Annotated in this window: 19 protein-coding genes and 2 tRNA genes; 13 read left to right on the top strand and 8 right to left on the bottom strand. The window is 35.7% G+C overall.

Annotation, left to right across the window (positions count from 1 at the left end; all coding sequences use genetic code 11):
* Window positions 1–2: 2 nt before the first annotated feature.
* The 3 genes from NBX25_RS01350 to NBX25_RS01340 all read left to right on the top strand — a co-directional run bounded on the left by NBX25_RS01350 (window position 3) and on the right by NBX25_RS01340 (window position 2,626).
* Window positions 3–968 carry a glycosyltransferase family 9 protein gene (locus NBX25_RS01350; protein ID WP_228412913.1) on the top strand — a complete coding sequence of 322 codons (966 nt, stop codon included), beginning with the start codon at window positions 3–5 and terminating at the stop codon, window positions 966–968.
* A gap of 4 nt (window positions 969–972) precedes the next feature.
* A complete protein-coding gene (locus NBX25_RS01345; RefSeq protein ID WP_123909500.1) occupies window positions 973–1,872 on the top strand; it encodes a glycosyltransferase family 2 protein in 900 nt (299 codons plus the stop codon).
* Between the two features lie 112 nt (window positions 1,873–1,984).
* A complete protein-coding gene (locus NBX25_RS01340) occupies window positions 1,985–2,626 on the top strand; it encodes a 4'-phosphopantetheinyl transferase family protein (RefSeq protein ID WP_250252489.1) in 642 nt (213 codons plus the stop codon).
* 254 nt (window positions 2,627–2,880) lie between these two features.
* Here NBX25_RS01340 and NBX25_RS01335 read toward each other — a convergent pair.
* The 3 genes from NBX25_RS01335 to NBX25_RS01325 form a co-directional block, all read right to left on the bottom strand.
* A tRNA-Val gene (locus NBX25_RS01335) sits at window positions 2,881–2,955 on the bottom strand.
* 33 nt (window positions 2,956–2,988) lie between these two features.
* Window positions 2,989–3,063 (bottom strand) — tRNA-Val (locus NBX25_RS01330).
* A gap of 49 nt (window positions 3,064–3,112) precedes the next feature.
* Window positions 3,113–4,357, bottom strand: coding sequence for a bifunctional folylpolyglutamate synthase/dihydrofolate synthase (locus tag NBX25_RS01325; protein ID WP_250252487.1), 1,245 nt, complete (start codon window positions 4,355–4,357; stop codon window positions 3,113–3,115).
* 183 nt (window positions 4,358–4,540) lie between these two features.
* On the opposite strand from NBX25_RS01325, the gene NBX25_RS01320 reads away from it, so the two are divergent.
* The 5 genes from NBX25_RS01320 to NBX25_RS01300 are packed head-to-tail and all read left to right on the top strand — an operon-like array spanning window position 4,541 to window position 8,740.
* Window positions 4,541–5,863 (top strand): TolC family protein, encoded by a 1,323-nt coding sequence (locus NBX25_RS01320; RefSeq protein ID WP_123909497.1) that lies wholly within the window; start codon window positions 4,541–4,543, stop codon window positions 5,861–5,863.
* A 1-nt stretch (window position 5,864) separates the two neighbouring features.
* A complete protein-coding gene (locus NBX25_RS01315) occupies window positions 5,865–6,455 on the top strand; it encodes a SprT-like domain-containing protein (RefSeq protein ID WP_123858443.1) in 591 nt (196 codons plus the stop codon).
* 2 nt (window positions 6,456–6,457) lie between these two features.
* Window positions 6,458–7,540 carry a mannose-1-phosphate guanylyltransferase gene (locus NBX25_RS01310; RefSeq protein ID WP_250252485.1) on the top strand — a complete coding sequence of 361 codons (1,083 nt, stop codon included), beginning with the start codon at window positions 6,458–6,460 and terminating at the stop codon, window positions 7,538–7,540.
* 32 nt (window positions 7,541–7,572) lie between these two features.
* Window positions 7,573–8,238, top strand: a complete 666-nt coding sequence (locus NBX25_RS01305) for a hypothetical protein (RefSeq protein ID WP_250252483.1) — start codon at window positions 7,573–7,575, stop codon at window positions 8,236–8,238.
* A complete protein-coding gene (locus NBX25_RS01300) occupies window positions 8,207–8,740 on the top strand; it encodes a GNAT family N-acetyltransferase (protein ID WP_123858445.1) in 534 nt (177 codons plus the stop codon). Before NBX25_RS01305 ends, NBX25_RS01300 begins: the two co-directional genes overlap by 32 nt.
* Window positions 8,741–8,806: 66 nt before the next feature.
* On the opposite strand, the gene bcp is transcribed toward NBX25_RS01300, so the two are convergent.
* Window positions 8,807–9,256 (bottom strand): thioredoxin-dependent thiol peroxidase, encoded by a 450-nt coding sequence (bcp, locus tag NBX25_RS01295; RefSeq protein WP_123909494.1) that lies wholly within the window; start codon window positions 9,254–9,256, stop codon window positions 8,807–8,809.
* A gap of 33 nt (window positions 9,257–9,289) precedes the next feature.
* Between bcp and NBX25_RS01290 the strand changes: the two genes are divergently transcribed.
* On the top strand, window positions 9,290–9,910 hold the full coding sequence (locus NBX25_RS01290; protein WP_123858447.1) for an endonuclease III domain-containing protein: 621 nt from the start codon (window positions 9,290–9,292) through the stop codon (window positions 9,908–9,910).
* Between the two features lie 180 nt (window positions 9,911–10,090).
* Here the strand turns inward: NBX25_RS01290 and NBX25_RS01285 are convergent, their stop codons facing one another.
* Together NBX25_RS01285 and NBX25_RS01280 are read right to left on the bottom strand one after the other, a co-directional pair.
* Complete coding sequence (locus tag NBX25_RS01285) at window positions 10,091–10,537, bottom strand: DinB family protein (RefSeq protein ID WP_250252481.1); 447 nt, start codon at window positions 10,535–10,537, stop codon at window positions 10,091–10,093.
* An 80-nt stretch (window positions 10,538–10,617) separates the two neighbouring features.
* Complete coding sequence (locus NBX25_RS01280; protein ID WP_250252478.1) at window positions 10,618–12,414, bottom strand: DUF885 domain-containing protein; 1,797 nt, start codon at window positions 12,412–12,414, stop codon at window positions 10,618–10,620.
* Between the two features lie 168 nt (window positions 12,415–12,582).
* On the opposite strand from NBX25_RS01280, the gene NBX25_RS01275 reads away from it, so the two are divergent.
* From NBX25_RS01275 to NBX25_RS01260, 4 genes are all read left to right on the top strand, one after another.
* Window positions 12,583–13,044 (top strand): hypothetical protein, encoded by a 462-nt coding sequence (locus NBX25_RS01275; protein ID WP_250252476.1) that lies wholly within the window; start codon window positions 12,583–12,585, stop codon window positions 13,042–13,044.
* A gap of 174 nt (window positions 13,045–13,218) precedes the next feature.
* Window positions 13,219–13,923, top strand: a complete 705-nt coding sequence (locus NBX25_RS01270) for a MotA/TolQ/ExbB proton channel family protein (RefSeq protein WP_123858450.1) — start codon at window positions 13,219–13,221, stop codon at window positions 13,921–13,923.
* Between the two features lie 94 nt (window positions 13,924–14,017).
* A complete protein-coding gene (locus NBX25_RS01265) occupies window positions 14,018–14,416 on the top strand; it encodes an ExbD/TolR family protein (protein ID WP_068941092.1) in 399 nt (132 codons plus the stop codon).
* Between the two features lie 22 nt (window positions 14,417–14,438).
* Entirely contained in the window at window positions 14,439–15,329 is an 891-nt protein-coding gene (locus tag NBX25_RS01260; RefSeq protein ID WP_250252474.1) for a ferric siderophore ABC transporter substrate-binding protein, read from the top strand.
* Between the two features lie 15 nt (window positions 15,330–15,344).
* On the opposite strand, the gene NBX25_RS01255 is transcribed toward NBX25_RS01260, so the two are convergent.
* Together NBX25_RS01255 and NBX25_RS01250 are read right to left on the bottom strand one after the other, a co-directional pair.
* Window positions 15,345–15,737, bottom strand: a complete 393-nt coding sequence (locus NBX25_RS01255) for a hypothetical protein (protein ID WP_123858452.1) — start codon at window positions 15,735–15,737, stop codon at window positions 15,345–15,347.
* A 36-nt stretch (window positions 15,738–15,773) separates the two neighbouring features.
* Window positions 15,774–16,139, bottom strand: coding sequence for a four helix bundle protein (locus tag NBX25_RS01250; protein ID WP_250252471.1), 366 nt, complete (start codon window positions 16,137–16,139; stop codon window positions 15,774–15,776).
* Window positions 16,140–16,167 lie beyond the last annotated feature (28 nt).

Raw genomic sequence — 16,167 nt, 5'->3', positions numbered from 1 at the left:
TCGTGACCAGAATTTTAGCATATCGTTTTTCTGCATTTGGAGATGTTGCCATGACGGTTCCTGTTTTTAAGGAATTTTTGGAGCAAAATCCCGGTGTGGAGATTGTCATGGTTTCCAGAAAAAACTTCGAAGCTTTGTTTACAGGGATTCCTAATGTTATATTCAAAGGAATTAATGTAGATGATTATAAAGGGTTCTTTGGACTGAGAAGATTGGGGGATGAATTGATTAAAGAATTTAACCCGGATTATATTGCCAATCTTCATGATGTCATCAGAACCAAAATTTTAGATAGAATCTATAGAAGAAAGGGATTAAAGGTTTTCAAAATAAATAAAGGAAAAGAAGAAAAAGAACATCTTACAGATGTCTGGAATCTGGATAAAATTCAATTGAAAAAAACAGTTGAGCGTTATGCGGATGTCTTCCGGGATATGGGTTTTAAAGTAGAGCTTTCCCAAAAACTCAGACCCGTTTCAGAGCACAAATCCGGAATAGGCTTTGCACCTTTTGCTCAGCATAAAGGAAAAATGCTTCCGTTGGAAAAATCATTTGAGCTGGCCAGGATTTTGGCTCAGAAACATACGGTATACTTCTTTGGGGGTGGGAAAAAGGAGACTGAAACTCTTGAGTCCTGGGAAAGTCAGATCCCTAATACTAAAAGTCTTTCCGGAAAATTAAGTCTTACTGAAGAGCTTCAAAAGATTTCTGAACTGGAAGTAATGATCTCTATGGATTCTGCCAATATGCATTTAGCAAGCCTTATGGGAACCCGATGTGTTTCTATATGGTGTGCAACGCATCCTTATGCGGGATTTTTAGGATTCGGGCAGAGTGAAGATGATGTGGTGCAGGTGAAAGATCTTTCCTGCAGACCTTGTTCTGTTTTTGGAGATAAAGAATGTTATAGGGGAGATTGGGCTTGTCTCGAAGAGTTCAGTATTCAAAAAGTTGTTGAGAAAATCTGACATCATGAAGCTTTCGATCTGTATTCCTATCTATAATTTTGATGTCCGTGAATTGGTTTTTGATTTAAAAAAAGAGATTGATAGCCAGAAAATTGATGCTGAAATTATCTTGATAGATGATGCTTCGAAAGAAGAATGCAAGCAGATCAACAGAGAGCTTCAAAATAGCATTCATCATTTTATATTTCTTGAAAAAAATATCGGACGATCCCGGATTCGGAATCTTTTTCTGCAATATGCAGTGGGAGAATATCTTTTGTTTCTGGACTGCGATGGAAAAATCGTGGGAGAGGACTTCTTAAAAAATTACACACAGTTTTTACAGAAACATTCTAATACTCAAATTATCTATGGCGGGCGAATGGTTTTAGACGCGGCAACAGATTCTAATCATTATTTACGATGGAAGTTTGCTGTTGAGAGAGAAAATCTTCCGCTAGAACTACGTAAAGAAAACCCCTATTTAAGTTTTCAGACCAATAATTTTATAATTCAAAAGGATGTATTGGGAAAAGTTGGCTTTAATCCTGAATTTCAAAAATACGGATATGAAGATCTTCTTTTTGCAATGGATTTAAAAGCAGAAGGTATCAAAATTGATCATATTGATAATCCAATCCTTAATAATGATCTGGAAAGCAATACCGTTTATCTTGGTAAAGTAGAAGAATCTGTGGAAAGTTTATCCAACATGCTTAAAGATGAAACCCTGAGTTCAAAATTATCTGAAGTTAAACTTATTAAGCTGTATAATAAGCTTAAAAACACACCTTTTAAAATCATTTTAGGACCCTTATTCAAAATGGGAGAGGGAAGTATAAAAAGAAAGCTTTCCAAAGGAAATGTAAGCCTCCGTTATCTGGATATATATAAGCTTGGGCTTCTTTTCAGGAAGATGAGATAGATCCCTTTTCTGGTTATAATGAACTTATAATGCTCACTCCCAATATTTCATTTCAAAAAATAGTAATATTTGGAGGTGATCTAATTATTGAAATTGATGATAAGCTTAAATTATGACAGCAATATATTATACCCAATGCAAGCAACTGCCCGATCATGCTTTTGAAGAAGCTGTTTTTTTGTTACCCATAGAGATGCAACAAAAAATACGAAAGTATAGCCGGTGGCAAGATGCCCATGCCTGCTTATATGGGAACCTATTACTAAAAGAAGCAATCTCTCAATTAGGATATGATTACTCTCTTGAGTTAATACAAAAAACTAAATATGGAAAACCTTATTTTAAGGATAGTGATTTTGGATTTAATATTTCTCATTCAGGCGAATATATCGTTTGTGTAATTAGTACGGATGAAAAACAAAACTTAGGAATTGATATTGAAGAAAACAAGCCCATAGCACTGGAGGGTTTTATGAATATATTTACTGAGGAAGAGCAAAAAGAGATTGGTGAACAGGATAACTTTTACACTTTTTGGACTCGTAAAGAAGCGATCGCGAAAGCAGATGGGAGAGGAATGCTTATACCCTTTGATACGATAAATACTTTGAGTTTATCCGTACAATTAGACAATAAAGAATACAATTTGTACGAAGTGGATATCGATCAAAATTATACTATTTATATAGCCGCTTCCGTAAGTCTTGGGAACGACATAAAATACTTTTATAAAGATCCTGGCTCCCTCTATTGATATAAATGTATCTTGGGATGCCAGATAGAGTTATTCCATGTTTATATCCGTAAAAGTTTGTCTGGAATAACAAAGACGTTTTTTATATTATTTATAGACTGAAGAAAACGAACGAGTCAATATTTAAAATGTTAATAACTGTCAGATAAAATATTGACTCGTCCATTTTAAATGATCTTAAAAATTTGAAGATTGCTAAGTGAACCTCTATAGAGGTAAAATAAAAAAACTCTCAGAAATCTGAGAGTTTTTTGTGGGCCCTGAGGGATTCGAACCCCCGACCCTCTGGGTGTAAACCAGATGCTCTGAACCAACTGAGCTAAGAGCCCGAATTTTTTTGAAAGGTTTTGTTTCCTTTTCTGTGGGTCCTGAGGGATTCGAACCCCCGACCCTCTGGGTGTAAACCAGATGCTCTGAACCAACTGAGCTAAGAACCCTCTAGACTTTGTTATTGTTTCCTCGTTTATAGTGGTGCAAATATACAACTTATTCTTTACACTCCAAATTTTTTTCTAAAAAATCTCCAACAACAAAGTTACTTCCGCCAATAAAAATCATTTCTTCATTTGTACACCGTTCTTTTGCAGATAGATATGCTTCCTGCACAGAATTAAAAATTTTATAAAAAATTTTTGCCTCCTGAAGTAAATTTTCATAATCTTCGGGATGTCTTCCCCTGTTGATGGATGGTTTGGCAAAATAAAACTCAGAATTTTCAGGAAGCAAATTCATCACTTCATCTATTTTTTTATCATTTACAAACCCCAAAATAACATGCTTGTGCCTGTCAATAGAATTTAATTGTGAAAAAACATATTCCAAACCTGCCTGATTGTGTCCCGTATCACAAATAGTAAGCGGATCTTTTGAGAATTCAAACCAACGACCAATGAACCCTGTATTCTGATGCACATTCAATAAGCCGTTCTCTATATCTTGAGAGGTAATCTTTACCCCTAGTTTTCTTAATTCTTCAACAATGGCCAGAACCACCCGAATGTTCTTTCGTTGATAATTTCCTTTCAAATCAGAAGACAGGTCAGTATGAAGAAGAGTAGCATCTATGAAAGGAGCATTTTCTTTCGTAGCCTTTTCTCTGATGATTGTTTTTACAGGTTCATTTTCATCTCCTGAAATGATTGGAGTATTCTTTTTAACGATTCCCACTTTTTCCCTCGCAATCTCTTCAATAGTATCCCCTAATATATTCTGATGGTCAAGCTGAACATTCGTAATAGCAGAAACCATTGGATTTATAATATTTGTAGAATCCAGTCTTCCGCCTAACCCTACCTCAATAATGGCAAAATCTACCTGCTGCTGATAGAAATATTCAAAAGCCATAATGGTGGTAAACTCGAAAAACGAAGGGCGGATATCTTCCGGAATATTTTTAAGCTTTTGGATAAAATCAAAGACAAACTCTTTACTGCAGTTTTTACCATTCACCTTAATACGTTCTGTAAAATCAATAAGATGGGGAGAATTGTATAAACCTACTGTGTAACCGGCTTCCTGAAGTACGGATGCCAGCATATTGCTTGATGATCCCTTTCCATTGGTACCACCAACGTGGATGCATTTTATTTTTTCCTGAGGATTTCCAAAGTAATTACAAAGCTTGGTGATATTGTCAAGACCCGGCTTATAAGCCTGCTGTCCATCTACCTGGTAGTTGGGCATTTGTACGAAAAGCCATTCGATAGCTTCCTGATATTGTTCGTTTGTCATGATACAAAATTCTCAAAAGTTTTATTAAAATGAAACTATTTTTTTCAATCTGTAACTTTTTTATATTTACTTCGTCTAATAGGGAAAAATCTTAATATGAAATCGTCATGATTTGCAGACACAAATACTGATGAAGATGACGTAGATTTCATATGACCATTAAAAACAAATAAACATTTATATATGAAAAAAGTTTGGATTATCGTTTTTGGATTAGGCTATCTGGGTTTAAGTGCTCAGAAGAAATGGTCCTTAAAAGAGTGTGTAAGCTATGCAGTGGAGCATAATCTTCAGGTTATCCAAAATCAATATACCAAGCAAAATCAAGAATACAACCTTAAAGCAGCCAGAAAAGATTATTTACCTTCTGTATCGGGAAGTATGATGAACGGAGTGAGTTTCGGACAAGGATCATTAGGAGCAGGTAGTTATAGAAACGATAGATTCAATAACAGTGTTGGAGTAAGTGCCGATGTTCTGGTCTACAATAATGGAAGATTAGAGAAGAATGTGAGAAAGCTTCAGTTTGATGTAGAAGCCAGCCAATACGATATCGAAGCTATCAAAAATGATATCTCTGTACAAATTGCCCAACAATACTTAACAGCTTTGCTAAACAAAGAAATTGTTAAGATTTCTCAAAGTGCTGTAGAAAATGCTAAAAAACAGTACGATAGAGCGAAGATAACAACCCAGGTTGGAACTACAGCCCAAACTGTTTTGGCAGAAGCCGAAGCAGCACTAGCCAGAGAAAAACAAAATCTAAAAACAGCAGAAGTTAATGTGGGAAGAGCTCTATTTGCAATCGCTCAGCTTTTACAGCTTTCAGATTATAAAGATTTTGATGTAGAAAATGTAGATGTCCCTGAAGCATTAGATTCACAGTTGGTAACTACTGATGAGGTTCTGACAAAAGCCTATGAAATTCAGCCTCAGATCAAAGCCGCCGAAAGCAGGATAAGATCTGCCGAAGCACAAACTGAGGTAAGTAAAACAGCATTCTGGCCTACATTAACAGCGAGTGCTGGGCTTAATACTTTCTACAACAGATCATTTAATGTTCCTCCCGGTATCGTACAGGGAACTTTTTTTGAACAATATAAAGATCAGTTTGGACAAAATGTAGGATTGTCATTGAACATCCCTATCTTCAATAAAGGGAAAACAAAATTACAGGTTGAGCAGTCTAAATTAAATGAAAGCGTTAGCAAAATTACCCTTGAACAACAAAAACAAACCGTAAGACAGAATATACAGAAGGCTCAGTTTGATGCTGATGCGAACTATGAATCATATTTAGCTGCATTAGAAGCAGAAAAAAGCTCTAAGCTGGCACTTGATTTTGCAGATAAGAGTTATGCGGCAGGAAAAACAACCATTTACGACGTTAATGTTGCAAGAAATAATTATGCAAATGCACAGGGATCAGTAGCGCAGGCGAAATATAATTATCTTTTCAGCCTTAAATTATTGAATTTCTATGCAGGAATTCCACTAAGTTTGTAGAATGTCTATCCAATCGTTAGAAAAATATTTACCACAAAACACGCTTAAGTATTTAAGAATTTGGTTTTCAGATTATTATATTCATATAAAAGTCACAAGAAACAGGAATTCTAAACTGGGAGATTATAGAAAGCTTCCGGATAATTCTCATGAAATTACAGTAAACTCTACGCTTACTCCACAACTTTTTTTCTTTGTGCTTACTCATGAACTTGCACACCTGATTGCTTTTGAAAAATACGGAAGAAGAATTTCTCCCCATGGTAATGAATGGAAAGAAACCTTTAGAAATATGCTGCTGGAAAGCCTTGAAATTTACGATGAAGAACTGAAACCTATCATTGTGAAATTTTCAAAATCACCAAAGGCTAATTTTATGGCGAGCCCTGATCTTGTAAGATATTTTCATACTGAAAAACAAGATGATAGCCTCCATTTTATCGAACAGCTTCAAAAAGGAGAATTTTTTATATATCGCAACGAAAAGTATTTATTAGAAGGTCTGATTAAAAAAAACTATCTTTGTAAGAACCTGGCTACGGGAAGGAAGTATTCTTTCAAGCCTTTAGCAAGGGTAGAAAAATGTAGCTAAGAATGTTAAAATCAGATAGATACTGCGTAATAATGGCTGGAGGAATCGGGAGCAGATTCTGGCCAATGAGCACGCAGAAATTTCCCAAACAATTTCAGGATATTTTAGGAACAGGACGTACCATGATTCAGCAGACTTATGATAGAATCAGCAAGGTAATTCCAAAAGAACATATATTCGTTATTACAAATAAAGAATATATTGCGCTTTCCCATCAGCAACTTCCGGAAATTCCTGAGGAAAATATTGTGGGTGAGCCTCTGATGAAAAATACAGCAGCCTGTAATCTGTACATGGCTAATAAAATTGGTGAGATCAATCCGAATGCTACTATGATTGTTCTTCCGGCAGACCATCTGATCCTGAAGGAAGATGTATTTCTGGAAAAAGTAATGCTGGCATTTGACTTAGCTTCTAAAAATGACTACCTGGTAACACTGGGAATTACCCCAACAAGACCTGATACAGGCTATGGATACATCCAGTTTGTAGAAAAGAAAAATTCAGAATATTTCAAAGTAAAAACATTTACTGAAAAACCAATTCTTGAAATTGCCCAAAACTTTTTGGAAAGCGGTGATTTCCTTTGGAATGCAGGAATTTTTATCTGGAATATCAAAAGTATTCAACATGCTTTCGAGAGTTATCTTCCCGACATGACACAACATTTTATGGCTTGTGAATACAATTCTGAGAAAGAAAATAACTGTATAGAAATCATTTATCCTAAGGTTCAGAAAATTTCCATTGATAATGGAATTTTAGAGAAAGCCAAAAATGTATACGTTATTCCATCTGATCTGGGTTGGAGTGATCTTGGAACATGGACTTCTATCTATGAAAATACAGAAAAGGATAAGAACGAAAATGCAGTGAAAATAAAGCATTTACTCACTTATAATTCAAAAGGAAACATTATCCGTTTAAAAAATAACAACAAAGCAGTTATTATTGACGGTCTTGAAAACTATATCGTAGTAGATACAGACAAAGCTCTTCTTATTTGCCCCAGAGACAATGACCAATTAATCAAGGATTATGTTCTGGATCTGAAAAATTTCAAGAAAGGAGATAAATTTATGTAGTATTTGGTATCTTTTATGCTTATTTTTAGGCTATGATTAAATATACACTCCGATTCGCGACTTTAGCCCTTTTACTTTTTAGTATTCTGGGATATGCTCAGGAAAAGAAAAAGTTTTCTGGTATCTCCAATATATTACAGAGAATTGAACCTGATGCTAAGGTAGATCCCTGGGTTTTGGTATACAACAGCTATGGAAAAGGAGAGGAGCTTAAAACTTCCGGAGGGAAGTTAAGCTATACACCCCAGTTTTCCGGATTTAATCTGTTTCCTAATGAAGACAGTTTTTATTATATAGCCTATTCTTCCGGAGGGAAAATTAATTACATTCTTGATACAGAAACTTTAAAGAATTTTGTAGGAAAAATTGATAATGCTCAGGAAGCTGCTATTATATTGGCTTCCGATGGTTATATGGTGGATGAGGAATTCAAAGATCTTGCAGGTAATTATCATGAAGATCAAAAGAACTACTACCTGGACCTTGGAAAACTAACTTCAAAGGAATGCCCTTATCAGAAAACCCATTATACATTAACGGTTAATAAAACAACCGGGCTTGTAACGAATGTAAAAGATAATGGGACCTATATTGAGCTTTACAATAAAAAATGTGCTAATAACCCAAGACTTCTAAAAGTCGAAAAAAAAGAAGAACCAAAGAAAAATGAGCCTCAAAAAACACCCAAACGCAGATAATACCTATCAAACTGAACGACTGATACTTCGTCCCATGTCTGGTGAAGACAGAGATTTTATTTTTGAACTTTATAATCGGCCTAAATTTGTTCAATATATCGGTAACCGAAATGTAAATACAATTGAAGATGCTGAAAACTATATCCTCAACAGATTTGCCCCACAGATCGAAAGACTGGGGTTCGGGAACTACCTTTTAATAACCAAGGATACTAACGAAAAAATAGGAGCCGTGGGAATCTTTGAAAGAGAAGGGCTTGACATTGTAGATATCGGTTATTCTTTATTGGAAGAATTTGAAGGTAAAGGGTATGCTTATGAAGCGGCTCAGAAGGTGAAATCGATCGGTATGGAAGAATTTGGACTGCCAAAAATATCTGCAATTATATCAAAAGATAACCTTTCTTCACAAAAACTGATCGAAAAATTAGGGTTGAAGTTTAAGAAAAATGTTACCCTGCCCGGTGAAACAGAAGAACTGAATTATTACGAAACAGAATAATCATTACAATACAAAAAATCCACAAAGACTCTTGTGGATTTTTTTTCTTTTTATCAGTACTGGAAATTATCCTTCTAAGATCTGTTCAGCAGCTGTTTTTGAAGTTACTTTCTCAATAACTCTTGTACAAACGCCATTTTCATCAAAAATAAATGTGGTTCTTACAATTCCCATATACGTTTTTCCAAACGTCTTTTTCTCCTGCCAAACCCCAAATTTTTCAATAATATCACGGTTTTCATCCGCAATAAGATCATAAGGAAAAGCAAATTTGCTATGGAAATTTTTCTGTTTTTTTACAGAGTCTCCACTTACTCCCAATAGCTGATATCCAGCTTTTTCAAGCTTTGAATAATTGTCACTCAGATTGCAAGCTTCAACAGTACATGTAGGAGTACTAGCCTGTGGATAAAAAAAAACAACTAATTTTTTTCCGATTAAGTTTGATGAAGATACTGCTTCTCCATCTTGATTTGTTCCTTCAAATTGAGGTAATTTATCTCCAACTTTCAACATAATGATTTAATTTTGTTCAAATTTAAGGGTAAAATGACAAAAAAGCAAAGAGCTGAGCTCGTTCAGATTGAACTGGATAAATTGTATCCTACTACGCCTATTCCTTTGGATCACACCGATCCTTATACTTTAATGGTTGCCGTTGCCCTTTCTGCACAGACGACAGATAAAAAAGTAAATGAAGTTACCCCAAACCTTTTCGAGGTTGCAGGAACTCCACAGAGAATGGCGAAATTGGAAGAATTTCAGATCAAGGAATTAATTAAAGAAATAGGATTATCCAATACCAAAGCCAAAAACTTAAAGAGAATGGCCGAACTGTTACTGGAGAGGCATAATGGTATTGTTCCGCAAACATACGAAGAACTAGAGGCGCTTCCGGGGGTTGGACATAAGACGGCTTCTGTAGTGATGAGCCAGGGATTTGGATTCCCTGCTTTTCCGGTAGATACCCATATTCACCGCCTGATGACACAATGGAAACTTACTTCAGGGAAAAACGTAGTGGAAACGGAAAAGGATGCCAAGAAATTATTCCCCGAAGAAGTATGGAACAAACTTCATCTTCAGATCATTTTCTATGGAAGGGAATATTCTCCGGCAAGAGGAAAGGGAGAGAAAGACTTTATTACCAAAATGATGTTTGAAAAATAGCCAACATTTCTAGTGTAATGTTCGCGAATTTTATAATAATTGCATTAAAATAGTTCGCAAGGATACTTCATTTAGTTGTGGAAATCAAATTCTTAGCTGAGTAAAGTGTCCTTGCGAACTTAAGATAAAGCGCAGCGTGATATCACCTTATTTCCTTTGCATTCAATAGACTGTAAAAAACTAAATATCCAATAACCGTCTATGATAATTAATCTGTCCTAAATGATAATCCAGATGAGAGAGCAGATGAATCAGAAAATAGCCTGTTGTCATTTTATCTTCAAAAACAACAAGTGGATATTCTTTTTCCATTTCGCTCTCCGGAAGTTGGCTTACAACAAAATCTATCATGGTTGCTGTTGCCTCTATTTTGTCAATAAGTTCTGCTCTTGGAACGTCTTTTAATGAAAACTCTAACTCACGATTTCTTACATAACCGGTGTTCCCAAGGTAGGTTCCGATGAAATGATTAAGGTTTCCTATCAGGTGCAGACATAGATTTCCTGCAGAATTGGAAATGTTTTTATCAACTTTCCAAAGGTTTTCTTCTTTTTGATAAGCTTCTATCTCTGTTTTCAGTTTATTTAAATCTCTGTTGTAAAGAGATCTGAGACTTTCTGTGATCATGTTTTTATTTTTTTTAATTATTCAATTTTTTGAATAAGAAATACAAAAAAAGGTACTGTTTTTTTCAGCACCTTTTGTTTTTATTTTTGTTTTTTAGCCCAAAGCTCCATCTTTCTGTTCAGAACATCTAATGGAAGGCATCCCTGACTTAATACTTCATCGTGGAAGCTTGCCAGATTAAACTTATTACCCAGCTCTTTCTGATATTTTTCTCTCAATTCACGGATTCTTAAAGACCCTATTTTATATCCTAAAGCCTGTCCAGGCATAGCCATATATCTTTCCACTTCAGCTATTGCCGCTCCTTCATCATAAGAAATATTGCTCAGAAAATACTTTATAGCTTCTTCTCTGCTCATTTTTCCAGTGTGTAAGCCAGTATCTACTACTAATCTTACCGCTCTAAGCATCTGGTCACTTAAATAACCCATTTTCTGGTAAGGATCAGTATACAAACCAAATTCAGGACCTAGAGTCTCACAATAGTGTGCCCATCCTTCTCCATACGCTCCAAACCATCCGAATCTCATGAATTTTGGAAGTTTTGTGTTCTCCTGTTGCAGAGAAACCTGATAATGGTGACCCGGAATCGCTTCGTGTAAGAATAAAGATTCCATTCCTGAAGTGACATTGAACTTGGTAGGATCAGGAAGCGGAACATAGAAAATTCCAGCTCTTTTTCCATCAGGAGTTCCGGGAATATATTCTGCACTTGCGCTGGCTTCTCTGAATTTTTCCGTTTGTCTGATCTCAAACTTTGTTTTAGGAGTAACGTTGAACATAGTCTTCAGCTTCGGAGTAATCTTTGTCAGAATGCTATTGAACCCATTTAAGACATCCTTAGACGTCTTATAAGGCATTGCTTTTGGATCTGTTTTCACATAAGTGATAAACTCTTCCAGGGTTCCTTTAAAACCAACCTGCTGCTTCACTTTTTCCATTTCTGCGCGAAGCATAGCAACCTGCTGTTGTCCGATTTTGTTGATCTCATCCGGAGATTTTTTCGTTGTTGTCCAGCTTTTTACATAATAACCATAGATTTCATTTCCGTTAGGAAGACTGTTGTATCCGTCAGTATCTCTGCCTTTTGGTAGATATTCTTTTTCAAAGAATGCTCCCATTTTAGTATAGGCCGGAATAATTTTTTTAGTAATAGCGTCCTTGTAAAGTGCTGAAAATTTATCTTTTTGAGCCTGAGTGAAATTCTTCGGAAAGTTTTTAATCGGGCCGTAGAAAATATTTTTCTCCATATCCTGAGTCGTGATTTCCTCGGCTTTCATTTGAGGAATCATTTTCACAATCAGTTTTTTAGGAAGCACTATTTTATTATTAATCCCTTCACGGAAGTTATCTGCAGCCGCATCCATCCATTCCGGGAATTTTTCCATTCTTTTGAGCCAATCGCTGTAATCTTTTTCAGTTTTGAAAGGCTGGCTTCCCTGTCCGCTTCCGTACAAAGGAAAGTTCAAAGGAAGACCTCCAAACTGAGTGAACGGGATATATTCCGGATGATAGGCATAGGCTTCAATTTTATCTTTTAAAGTATAATCCAATACATCGTATACCACTTTGTCTTCATCAGAAAGTGCCTTATAATCTACATTTTCCAGCTGTTTCTGTACCGAATTGTAAAAAGCAATTTCTCCTGAGATGAAATCTTTATCAATATTGATGGGAAGTTGGTCATTATATCTTAGATCTCCCTGAGAAGTTGCATCTAAAGGATAGAGTTTAAGATACTGTTCATAATAATTGGACGCAATAGAATCCAGATTGGTAGGAGTCACCTTTGTTAGGGGAGAATCGGTCTTTTTGCACGAGGCAAGGCCAATCAAGAGCCCCAGTCCCAGAATACTTTTTGATAAAATACTTTTCATTTTCAGAATCTTTATAACAACAAAAGTAAGTATTATTGGGAGATTCATACCATTCTATGAATTGATTTTAAAAAATAATATTCAAAATCCTTTTCACATTAAATCAATTTTTTATCTTTGTCTAAAACGTTTAACAATCATATTATTACAGCTCTTTTTTAAGAAAAAATGAAAGGGATTTTAAAAATTTACCATCCGGACGAAACGCTAAAATACAATATCAGAAATACTTATTGTAAAGCAGTTTACAGCAACCAGCAACATTTTTTAGAGGTTGAAATTATTACGGATGACGGTCTGGATCACGTAGACGATGATTCATTACAGTACAATTTTCCGCAGCTTTCACTTGAGATCTTCGATTTTCCTATCGACTCTGCGGAAATAGAAGGAAAAACAATCAAAATCAATGACTCTGATGAAGAAACTTATACAGAGGTAGATCTCTTCGATGATGAAGAGGCCTATATCTATGATAATGAGCTTCTTTTTGAAAAAAATGAGGAGGGTGAGCTTCAGATGATATGGAAGGGAACCATTGATGATTTCTATACCGGATCAGATACTCCGATTCCGTTTAGGCTAAAATGCGAGTTCAAACAGGATGATATTGAAGTAGACGAAGACTAAACGCTGCTTATCATTCTTTTTAATACCAGATTTCTTTTCAAAATTTCTTTTGGAAAGAAATTTGCTATTTATAAATCATAACAAACTTTAAGTTGTTTTTAAGCAATTTTTAAGAGAGCAATTCATAATATTCCACTACATTTGTCGTTGAAACTTTAATAAAATTCACATTTAATGCTGTTAACGGAACTTTCTCAGATTTTATTTGCACAAATCACTACACCTGCAGTTGCCGCAGACAATTTAGAATTTTCATTCTGGAAAATCATGTTCCACGGAGGAGCCTTCGCTAAAATAGTGATGGCGACCGTATTACTGTTGGGCGTATTTTCCCTGTATCTGTTTTTTGAAAGATTTTTCTTTATTAAAAGGCTAACCTCAAAGACAGATTCTAACTTCATGAATAATATTGAAGACTTTATTAAGGCAGGAAAGATAGAAGCTGCAGCAGATTATTGTAAAACACAGAACTCTCCGGAAGGAAGAATTCTGGAAAAAGGGATCTCAAGACTGGGACGTCCTGTTTCTGATATCGTAAGTGCGATGGAGTCTCAGGCTCAGGTAGAAGTGGCCAATATGGAAAAAAACCTGAACCTTTTGGCGGTGGTGCCGAGTATTGCACCAATGTTGGGGCTTTTGGGAACAGTAATCGGGATGATTATTGCCTTCTTTAATCTATCACATGCAACCGGATCTTTCTCTCCGAAGACCCTTTCGGAAGGGATTTATACAGCCTTAGGACAAACGGCGGTAGGTCTTGCAGTGGCAATTCCTGCGAACTTCTGTTATAATATTCTTTTGACAAAAATTGACAAGTTTGTACTGAAAGCTCAGAATATGTCTGGAGAATTTTTAGATCTTATCAACAAACCTTTATAAGTCTTGTTATGAAATCGCTTTCAGAAAAAGTTCTTTATAAAGAGTTATCATTTGAGCGATTCCATCTGACCCTTAAAAATAATAGAATAAACAGATGAAAATTCAGAGAAGAAATAAAGCGAATCCGGAATTCAGTTTAGCAGCGATGACAGACGTTATCCTGTTAATGTTGATATTCTTTATGATTACCTCTTCTGCAGCCAATCAAAGTGCTATAGAGGTGAATCTGCCGAAAGCCGGAGCTGTTGAAGATAATATTCCCAATCCTGTCGTTGTAAGCATTAAACCGGATGGGGCTTATTTTGTAGATGACAATCCTGTGAACAGAGGTGATCTGGAGAAGATTATTGTGGATAAATTGACAAGCCAGACCAATAAGTCTTTTACGATCAGAGCAGATGAAAATACGATGCATAAAGATGTTGTTTTCGTAATGGAAATCGCTGAGAAACATAAATTTAACATTGCTATTGCCACCGTTAAAGATAAATAAATGCTAAGAATCATTTTTTAAGATGAGAAGCTATACTACAAACAAAAACGAGGAAAACCGGGACCGGATAAAGAGCGCATTACTTTCTATCCTGATTTGGTGTGCCATTCTGCTTTTTGTTTTTTATTATAAATTAAAGCCTGAACTGGATAAAGACCCTGAAGTAATTACAACAATGTTAGTGAACTTCGGAGACAACAGAAACGGAAATGGAGCTGAAGAACCTGCAGAACAACCGGGAAGTTTAGCTGCTGAGACAGAAGTGGTAACACCGGAACCTGTAGAAGTTCCTGTTCCTGAAACAAAAACAGAAGTAAAGCCTGAACCAGTAGTAAAACCTGAACCCAAGAAAATAGAAGCAAAGGATAAGGTTATTACTGGAAATAATTCAAAGAATACCGTTCCTAAAAAAGAGGAGTCTAAAAAAGCTGAGAAAAAAGAAGCAACAAGTACGAGTACCTCTAAAAATACTAAAAAATCAGGAGCTGCTAAAGGCAATTCAAAAACCGGAAACGGAGACGGACAAGGAAATGCTGCCATTGGTAAGTTTCTTGGAGGAAAAGGACAAAAACCTGGAGGACAGGGAGATGGGAATGGCCCAGGAAATGCAGGAGATCCACTAGGTGGAGAAGGAAATGGGGACAGTAAAGTAGGCATCGATAGAAAATTGGTAGGATATATTCCCGGAACCATGGGAAGAGGAGGTGCTCAACCTTCTCACAGTTGTACAGCCAGTGGATCTATAACCATTGCCTATACGGTAGATAAAGCAGGAAATGTAGTATCTGCAAGAAGGGCAGGAGGTATTTCAGATGCTTGTGTATCGTCTACATCCGTTGCCTGGGTGAAGAAATATGTAAAGGCTGAGAAAGCCAATGTATCCTCAAGCGGAACTTATAAAATAACATTCTAGAAATACAAAAGCACTTTATTCAAGTGCTTTTTTTAATTCGTTTATTCTGTTGATAACGGGAAGGGCAAAGATTCCACTGGTCTGAAGATATAGTTCATAGAATGTCTTTGCTTTATCCTGAAAATCTTTATTTTGATCACGTTTGCCTGTGAAATAAAAGAGGTTTCCAAGCATTTCATAATAATCTTTATGATCTCTTTCCTGTCTTTCATTGACAAGGGCAATCATTTCTTCTTTGGTCATTGAAGATACTTCTGCGAAGTTCATCTTAAAAATATCCCGCATCAAAGTATCAAAATCCAGTTCTTTCTGTAGTAAACTTTCTTCTGGTTTATCCAGTATGAGTTTTTCTAATGCCTGAGTGAGCTGGCGGATAAGTCTTAATGTGAATTCTTTATCTGTAATCATAAGGGGTAATTTAGTTGCTAGTTGCTAGTTATTGGATTATGTACGCCAGCTTAGCTGAACATATTTTATAAAATTATTTATTTTTCCTCCTAATAGTCTATATTGTTCAGATTTGTCTTTAAATTCTTGGCTTAATTCTGGGTAAAGTCTTGTGATTTTTGATAAGTGACATACAGTTTCATCACAACTTGCCTGAGAATAAGTGAGAAATCTGATAAAGTCTCCTTTGTAATTATTTCTTCCATAGCCTTCTGCAATATTTGTGACAACTGAGTCTGCTGAGCGTCTTAATTGACTACCAAGTTCATATAGTTCATACTTTGGTAGTTGAAGTGACAATTGATGTGTTTCAATAAACAATTCAAAAGCAATATTATAAATATCAAGTTTATTGTAGCTCATATATCATTTTTTAACGGTAAGAACCAGC

The organism is Chryseobacterium sp. Marseille-Q3244 (assembly GCF_940807095.1).
Classification (GTDB): domain Bacteria; phylum Bacteroidota; class Bacteroidia; order Flavobacteriales; family Weeksellaceae; genus Chryseobacterium.
Note: the sequence above shows the minus strand (reverse complement) of the source record. Positions and strands in the feature narration are given on the sequence as shown.